Genomic DNA, 7,864 nt, shown 5'->3' with positions numbered 1-7,864 from the left:
CAGAGATGTGTATAAGAGACAGGCGGTGACGGCGATGGAGACGGGAAACAGCGGCTCGACCCGGAGCACGTACGGAAACAGGGGTGTCCACCCGGCGACGATGAAGGCGGCGAACGTCGCGGCGGCGGTCCTGACGGGGGTCTTCCCGTCGGTCCGGGCGTGGCCGTCGCCGCGGGCGTCGTGGTAGTCCTCCTCCGAGCGCTCTGAGAGGTAGTTGCTCATCCCCATCGAGAAGCCGTCGGCGAACAGGTTGGCGAACCCGAGGACGATGACGATGCTCGGGCTCAGCGACGCGCCCGCGACGCCGGCGACGACGGCGAACGTCGTGACGATGCCGTCGTTCGCGCCGTAGATGAGTTCCGGGAGGTACCGGCCCGACGACTCCACGTCGTCCCCGAGCAGCGTCTCTAACATGCCGGAATCGTACGCTTGCGGAGCGAATAAACGATAGGGGGACTCCGGGCGCGGCACGCCCCGCGATGCGATGCCGGCACGCGTAAGGGAACCCCGGCCGAACCACGGCCCATGAGCGACGACGACACGACGCGGCTCTGGTTGGTCGAGCGGTCCTACGACGACCGCGACCTCATCATCCTCATCTACGCGACGCCCGACGGCGAGTACGAACTCCGGAAGGAGCTCGCCGCGGCCGTGATGCACCAGCGCCGGATGACCGTGACCGCCGCCATCGACGCGCCGACGGAGAATCTCGAACCCGTGGATGACGACGACCTGCGCGAGCGGTACGCGGCGGAGGCGACGAAGATGGCCGACTCCCACGAACCCGGCGACGAGGTCTGACGCTCAAACGGCGGCGAACTGCGCCCCCGACGGCCCCCGGTTTCCGCCCGCAGCGTTATCGGCCGTGATTTCCGCACCTAAAACACTTTAAGGCAGTGCGACGCAGGCCCGCCCATGGCCGCCATCGAACTACACGGGGTGACGAAACGGTTCGAAGACGACGAGGGACTGTTCGATACCCTCCTCCCATCGTCCGAACCCGACACCGTCACCGCCGTCGACGACCTCTCGTTCTCCGTCGCGGAGGGGGAGGTCTTCGGGTTCCTCGGTCCCAACGGTGCTGGAAAATCGACGACGATCAACATGCTTCTCGACTTCGTGCGTCCGACGAGCGGGTCCGTCCGCGTGCTCGGCCACGACGCGCAGACCGAGAGCGTGGCCGTCCGGCGTCGGACCGGCGTACTCCCCGAGGGGTACGACGTGTACGACCGACTGACCGGGCGCGAACACGTCGAATTCGCCATCGAGTCCAAGGAAGCCGACGACGACCCCGACGAACTGCTCTCCCGCGTCGGCCTCGACCCCGACGAGGCCGACCGCCGCGCCGGCGGCTACTCCAAGGGGATGTCCCAGCGCCTCGCGCTCGCGATGGCGCTCGCCGGCAGTCCCGACCTCCTCGTCCTCGACGAGCCCTCCTCCGGTCTCGACCCCGCCGGCGCGCGCGAGATGCGCGACATCGTCCGCACCGAGGCCGACCGCGGCGCGACGGTGTTCTTCTCCAGTCACGTCCTCGCGCAGGTCGAAGCGGTCTGCGACCGCGTCGGCATCATGCGCGACGGCGAACTCATCGCCGAGGACACTATCGAGGGCCTCCGCGACCGCGTCGACGCCGAGGCGGTGCTCCGAATCGATGTCGACGGCGACGCCGACCTCGACGCGGTCCGCGCGCTCGACGGCGTCTCGTCGGTCGAATCGGACGGCAACCGCCTCGTCGTCGGCTGTACCGACGACGCCAAGACCCGCGTCATCGAGGCCGTCGAGGCCGGCGGTGCGACCGTCGCAGACTTCGAGACCGACTCGGCGTCGCTGGAGGACATCTTCCTCGCGTACACCGAGGGCGACGACCCGGCCGACGAACCGGAGGTGGCGGCGTGACGCTCGAATCCGTCGCGCGCAAGGACTTCCGCGACGCCCTCCGGTCGCGGTGGCTCCTCGGGCTGACGCTGTTTTTCGCCCTCCTCATCGGCGGGTCGACGGCGCTGTTCTACGGCGTCCTGCTCTCGGGCGCGGGCGCGAACTCCGAGACGCTGTTCGGTCTCACGACCGCCCCGGGCGGGCTGTTCAACTTCTCGTACGCGGGCATGCTCGGATTCGTCCTCGCGCTCATCGCGCTCGTGACGGCCCACGGCTCGCTCATCGACGAGCGCGAGTCGGGCACCATCAAGCTCCTGCTGTCGCTGCCGAACTCCCGGCGCGACGTGGTGTTCGGAAAGCTGGTCGGCCGCACGCTCGTCGTCCTCGTCTCGATGCTCGTCGGCTTCGTCGTCGCCCTCTTCGCGATGCTGTTCACCGGCGGGCAAGTCATGTTCGTCTCCTACGCCGGGCAGGTAGCCCTCTCGGGACTGCTCGCCACGGCGTTCGTCTCCATCGGCGTCTGGCTCTCTGCGACCTCGGCCTCCCAGCGGCAGGCGCTGTTCGGCACCGTCGGGCTGTACTTCATCTTCGCCGTCCTCTGGTCGACGGTCGCCACGGGCGTCCCGCGGCTCGTCAACTGGGTCGTCGAACAGCTCGGTCTCACCGCGCTGACCGCGCCGCAAATCGTCCAGATGCGGCTTTTCATCAAGTACCTGAACCCGCTTCGGGCCTACGAGACGCTGGTCGCGGAGCTGTACGGGCCCGCGGTCGCCGCCCGCCTGTTCAAGGCCGGCCTCGCCGAGCGACTCGCCATCGAATCGACGTTCTCGCAGTCGCTGCCGTTCTACTTCACCGGGCCGTTCATCCTCGCCATCCTCGTCGCGTGGATTGTCGTCCCGCCGCTGCTCGGTTACCGGGCGTTCGAGAAGGCCGACCTCTGAGGCCGACGTACCGAGCCTGCGGCGGTCGCCTCAGCGCCCGTCTCAGCGAACCGATTGACTGTTCTATTCCGGCGGATACGCCACGCCGCGTTCCGCGAGCAGGTCTTCGAACTCGGTTTCCGTGAGCGTCGGCACGTCGTTCGCCTCGGCGTCGTCGCGCTTCGACCGGCCGGGGTTCTCCCCGACGACGAGGTAGTCGGTGTTGCCCGAGACGGACCCCGTGACGTTGCCGCCGTGCGATTCGACGAGTTCTTTCACGTCACCTCTGCTCGCGGCGAGCGTCCCGGTCACGACGACCGTCAGGCCGTCGAGTTCGTCGCCGCCCGATTCGACGGGTTCGGGGTCGACGCCGCGGTCGAGCAGCGCGCGAATCACGGCGCGGTTGTCCGCGTTCTCGAAGAAGTCGCGGACGCGGCGCGCCACCGTTTCGCCCACGTCGGGCACGGTCGTCAGGCGTTCTTCGAACGCGTCGAACTCGCCGTCCTCGGCGTCGGCCTCGATGGGGAACGCCTCGATTGCCCCGAACTCGCGGGCGAGGCCGCGGGCGGTCGCCTCGCCCACCTCGGGGATGCTCAGGCCGACGAGGAACGAGTCGAGAGAGGGGTGCTTGGCGTTCTCGACGGCGGCCACGAGGTTCTCGGCGCTCGTCTCGCCCCACCCCTCCAACCCGGCGAGGTCGTCGGTCGTCAGGTCGTAGAGGTCCGCGACCGTCTCGACGAGGCCGGCGTCGACGAGTTGGGCGACGCGCTCCTCGCCGAGGCCGTCGATGTCCATCGCGCCCTTGACCGCGAAGTGGCCGATGGAGGCCTCCCGCTGGGCCGGACACGACAGCCCGCCCGAGCAGAACGCAAGCGGGCCGTCGCGGTCCACGGCGCTCCCGCAGACGGGACACTCGTCGGGGAACTCGTAGCTCCCGCCGCCGTCTTCGGTGACTTCGACCACCTGCGGAATCACGTCGCCGGCGCGCTTGACGCGGACGCGGTCACCGACTGCGACGCCGAGGGCGGCTCTCTCGTCGGGGTTGTGGAGCGTCGCCCGCGAGACGGTGACGCCGCCCACGTCCACGGGGTCGAGGATGGCGACCGGCGTGAGTCGGCCCGTCCGCCCGACCTGCACGACGATGTCGCGGACGGTCGTCACCTCGTGGCGCGCGGGGAACTTGTAGGCGAACGCCCAGCGGACGGAGCGGCTCTTTTCGCCCAACTCTTCGCGGGCGTCCCGCGAGTCCACCTTGATGACCGTGCCGTCGATTTCGTAGTCGAGGTCGTCGCGGGCCGCCCGCATCCGGTCGCGGTAGTCGATGGCCTCCGCCACGTCCGCGGCGCGCTCGATGCGGTCGGTGACGCGGAGACCCCACTCGCGCAGGCGGTCGAGGGCGGCCCACTGGCTGTCGGGTCGCGCGCTCGCGTCGAGGATATCGTAGAAGAACACCGCGAGCGGGCGGTCAGCGACGACCGAGGGGTCGAGGTTGCGGAGCGTCCCGGCGGCCGCGTTCCGGGGGTTGGCGAAGGCGTCCTCGCCGGCCTCGACGCGCCGGGCGTTGAGGTCGCTGAAGTCGGACTTCGGCATGTAAATCTCGCCGCGGACGGCGAGTCGGTCGGGGTGGTCGCCGCGGAGGGAGAGGGGAACGGTCGGAATCGTCTTCACCTGCGCGCTCACGTCGTCGCCGCGGCGGCCGTCGCCGCGGGTGGCCGCGCGGACGAACTCCCCGTCCTCGTAGACGACTTCGACCGAGAGGCCGTCGAACTTGGGTTCGCAGACGTAGTCGACCGCGCCGACCTCGCGGCGGACGCGCTCGTCGAACTCCCGGAGGTCGGCGGCCTCGGTGCTCTGGTCGATAGAGAGCATGGGCGCGACGTGTTCGACCGTCTCCAGCGCGTCGATTGGCTCGCCGCCGACGCGGTTCGTCGGGCTGTTGGTCGTGTCGAGGTCGAACGCGCCTTCGAGCGCGACGAGGCGGGAGAACAGCGCGTCGTAGGCCGCGTCGGAGACGAGCGGGTCGGCCGCGACGTAGTAGCGGTGGTCGTGCTCGCGGACGGCCTCGCGGAGGAGCGCGGCCTGCTCTTCGGCCGCCTCGCGCGACAGCGACTCGGCGGGTTCGAACTCGGTCGGCGGGTCGCGGAGGTACGGGTTCGACTCGGCGTCGAGGTCGGCGTCGCTCATTGGTTCGGCTGTCGGCCGGCCGGCGGGTAAACGCTCCGGGGTGGCGGTGGGAAGGTAGGCGGGGTGGCGGTGGGAAGGTAGGCGGGGTGGCGGTGCGAAGACGGGCGGCTGACGAGTGCGCACCGGCCGAACCGCCGTCCGCTCGTCGGTCGCCACTTTTGACCCCCAACCACGGGCAACGCTTGCCGTAACTGACGGTTATTCCTCTGTCGAAGATTATGCACCTCATACATGAATCGAGGCTTCCGCACGCTCGGCCTCCACGCCGGACAGGACCCGGACCCGGCGACAGGGGCCCGCGCCCCGCCACTCTATCAGACCACGTCGTACGTCTTCGACGACGCGGACCACGCCGCGGACCTGTACGCACTCGAAGCCGACGGCGACGTCTACTCCCGCATCTCCAACCCGACGACCCGCATCCTCGAACGCCGCCTCGCCGCCCTCGAAGCGGGCGTCGACGCGGTCGCCACCGCGTCGGGAATGGGTGCCCTCGACGCGCTCACCACCGTCCTCGCGTCGGTCGGTGACAACGTCGTCCTCTCGGAGGACATGTACGGCGGCACGGCCTCGTACTTCTCGAAGACCGCCGTCAGGCGCGGCATCGAATCCCGAACCGTCGAGACGCTCGACATCGAGGCCTACGAGGACGCCATCGACGACGACACCGCCTTCGTCCACGTCGAGACGGTGGCGAACCCCTCGCTGAAGACCCCCGATTTCGAGGCCATCGCTGAGGTCGCCCACGAGAACCGCGTCCCGCTCGTCGTGGACAACACGTTCGCCACGCCCGCGCTCTGTCGGCCCATCGAACACGGCGCGGACATCGTCTGGGAGTCCACGACGAAGTGGCTCCACGGCTCCGGCACGACCGTCGGCGGCGTCGTCGTCGACGGTGGCACCTTCCCGTGGGACGCGGCCGACTACGACGAACTTTCCGGCGAGAATCCCGCGTTCGGCGTCGACTTCGTCGAGCGATTCGGTGAGCGCGCCTTCGCCGAGGCCGTCCGCCAGCGCGCCGTCAGGAGCACCGGCAGTTGCCAGTCGCCGTTCGACGCGTGGCAGACCTTGCAGGGCGTCGAGACGCTCGCGCTCCGGATGCGCGCCCACTGCGAGAACGCGCAGTCCGTCGCCGAGTTCCTCCGCGACCGCGACGGCGTCGCGTGGGTCACCTACCCCGGCTTCGAGGACCACGAGACCCACGACCTCGCCTCGGAGTACTTGCAGGGCGGCTACGCCGGCATGGTCACGTTCGGCCTCGACGGCGAGGACGACGAGGCGGCCTACGGGGCCGCAAAAACCGTCTGCGAGTCGGTCGACCTCGTGAGCTTCCTCGCCAACATCGGCGACGCGAAGTCGCTTCTCATCCATCCCGCGTCGACCACGCACGCCCAGCTCTCGATGGACGAACAGCGCGCCGCGGGCGTCGCCCCCGATATGCTCCGGCTGTCGGTCGGCATCGAGGACGCCGACGACATCATCGCCGACCTCGACCGGGCAATCGAACACGCCTTGGGTCAGCAGGCCGACCGGGACTCGGAGGATAAATGAGTCGCACGCGAACCACGCCCGGCCGCCGGGTCGAATCAGATGTCGTCGACATCGGGGAACACGAGTTCGAGTCTGGCGAGATACTGCCGGACCTGAAGGTCGCCTACGAGGCCTACGGCGAGTTCGACGGACAGAACGCGGTCCTCGTCTGCCACGGCCTCACCGGGAGCCAGCACGTCGCCGGCCACGGCACGGAGTCGGGCGTCTCCGGGCAGGCCCGCGCGTGGTGGGGCGACATCGTCGGTCCGGGCAAGGCCATCGACACCAACGACTACTACGTCATCTGCGTGAACGTTCCGGGGTCGTGTTACGGCACGAGCGGCCCGGCAAGCGAGGGGCCGGACGGCGAGCCGTGGGGCACGGACTTCCCGCCGGTCACCGTCCACGACTGGACCCGCGCCCAGCGCCGCCTGCTCGACCATCTCGGCGTCGGCCGCCTCCACGCCGTCGTCGGCGGCTCCGTCGGCGGCATGAACGCCCTCGACTGGGCCGTGCAGTTCCCCGACGACGTGGAGCGCCTCGCGGTCGTCGCCTCGGCGGCCCGCCTCGATTCGCAGTGTCTCGGCATCGACGCCGTCGCCCGCCGCGCCATCACCTCCGACCCGAACTGGAACGGCGGCGACTACTACGGCGAAGAGCGCCCCTCGCCCGACGCGGGCCTCGGCCTCGCCCGCCAACTCGGCCACCTGATGTACCTCTCGAAGGACTCGATGGAGCGCAAGTTCGGCCGGCGCTCCGCGGGTCGCGGCGAGCGCGGCGACGCCTTCCCGTCGGACCCCGCGGCGTCCTTCTTCCCGTACCGCGAGGTCGAATCCTACCTCGACTATCAGGCCGAGAAGTTCGCAGAGCGCTTCGACGCCAACGCGTACCTGTATCTCACGCGCGCCATGGACGACTTCGACCTCTCGGAGGGATACGAGTCCGACGCGGCCGCGCTCGCCGCCTTCGAGGGCGAATCGCTCCTCGTCTCGTTTACCGGCGACTGGCATTTCACGACCGAGCAGTCGGAGTCGCTGGCGGGCGCGTTCCGCCGCGGCGACGTGCCGGTCGCCCACCACGTCGTCGAGTCCGACCACGGCCACGACGCCTTCCTCGTCGAACCCGAGAAGGTCGGACCGCCGCTCGCTGACTTCGTCGACGAGGGCGTCGCGGGGCGCGCCGTGACCGACACCGCGCCCGACGGCGGCGAATCCGACGAGGACGAGGACTTCGCCCCGGTCCACTCCTCGCTGTTCTCGCGCTGAGCCGCGGGGGCGACGCGGGGGACCCTCGGTTCTCAGGGGTTTCTTGTGGGTCGCTACCGTGTCGCAGAACCCGGCGGGAATTGCGACCGA

At 69.7% G+C, this 7,864-nt stretch carries 7 protein-coding genes; 5 read left to right on the top strand and 2 right to left on the bottom strand.

From position 1 onward, the window contains the following. Window positions 1-414: VIT1/CCC1 transporter family protein (locus C458_RS13495; RefSeq protein ID WP_008576485.1), on the bottom strand; the 414-nt coding region annotated here is incomplete at its 3' end. Between the two features lie 111 nt (window positions 415-525). Between C458_RS13495 and C458_RS13490 the strand changes: the two genes are divergently transcribed. From C458_RS13490 to C458_RS13480, 3 genes are all read left to right on the top strand, one after another. Then, window positions 526-801 carry a hypothetical protein gene (locus C458_RS13490; protein WP_008576482.1) on the top strand — a complete coding sequence of 92 codons (276 nt, stop codon included), beginning with the start codon at window positions 526-528 and terminating at the stop codon, window positions 799-801. A gap of 114 nt (window positions 802-915) precedes the next feature. Further along, a complete protein-coding gene (locus tag C458_RS13485; protein ID WP_008576480.1) occupies window positions 916-1,896 on the top strand; it encodes an ABC transporter ATP-binding protein in 981 nt (326 codons plus the stop codon). Beyond that, window positions 1,893-2,816 carry an ABC transporter permease gene (locus tag C458_RS13480; protein ID WP_008576479.1) on the top strand — a complete coding sequence of 308 codons (924 nt, stop codon included), beginning with the start codon at window positions 1,893-1,895 and terminating at the stop codon, window positions 2,814-2,816. The genes C458_RS13485 and C458_RS13480 overlap by 4 nt, the downstream gene beginning before the upstream one ends. A gap of 63 nt (window positions 2,817-2,879) precedes the next feature. On the opposite strand, the gene ligA is transcribed toward C458_RS13480, so the two are convergent. Continuing rightward, window positions 2,880-4,979, bottom strand: a complete 2,100-nt coding sequence (gene ligA / locus C458_RS13475; RefSeq protein WP_008576477.1) for an NAD-dependent DNA ligase LigA — start codon at window positions 4,977-4,979, stop codon at window positions 2,880-2,882. A 231-nt stretch (window positions 4,980-5,210) separates the two neighbouring features. Here ligA and C458_RS13470 point away from each other — a divergent pair, with 231 nt between their 5' ends. After that, window positions 5,211-6,530 (top strand): O-acetylhomoserine aminocarboxypropyltransferase/cysteine synthase family protein, encoded by a 1,320-nt coding sequence (locus C458_RS13470; RefSeq protein WP_008576475.1) that lies wholly within the window; start codon window positions 5,211-5,213, stop codon window positions 6,528-6,530. Next, complete coding sequence (gene metX / locus C458_RS13465) at window positions 6,527-7,774, top strand: homoserine O-acetyltransferase (protein ID WP_008576473.1); 1,248 nt, start codon at window positions 6,527-6,529, stop codon at window positions 7,772-7,774. The genes C458_RS13470 and metX overlap by 4 nt, the downstream gene beginning before the upstream one ends. Window positions 7,775-7,864: the final 90 nt, after the last annotated feature.

It is taken from the genome of Haloferax sp. ATCC BAA-644, assembly GCF_000336975.1.
Lineage (GTDB): Archaea > Halobacteriota > Halobacteria > Halobacteriales > Haloferacaceae > Haloferax > Haloferax volcanii.
Note: the sequence above shows the minus strand (reverse complement) of the source record. Positions and strands in the feature narration are given on the sequence as shown.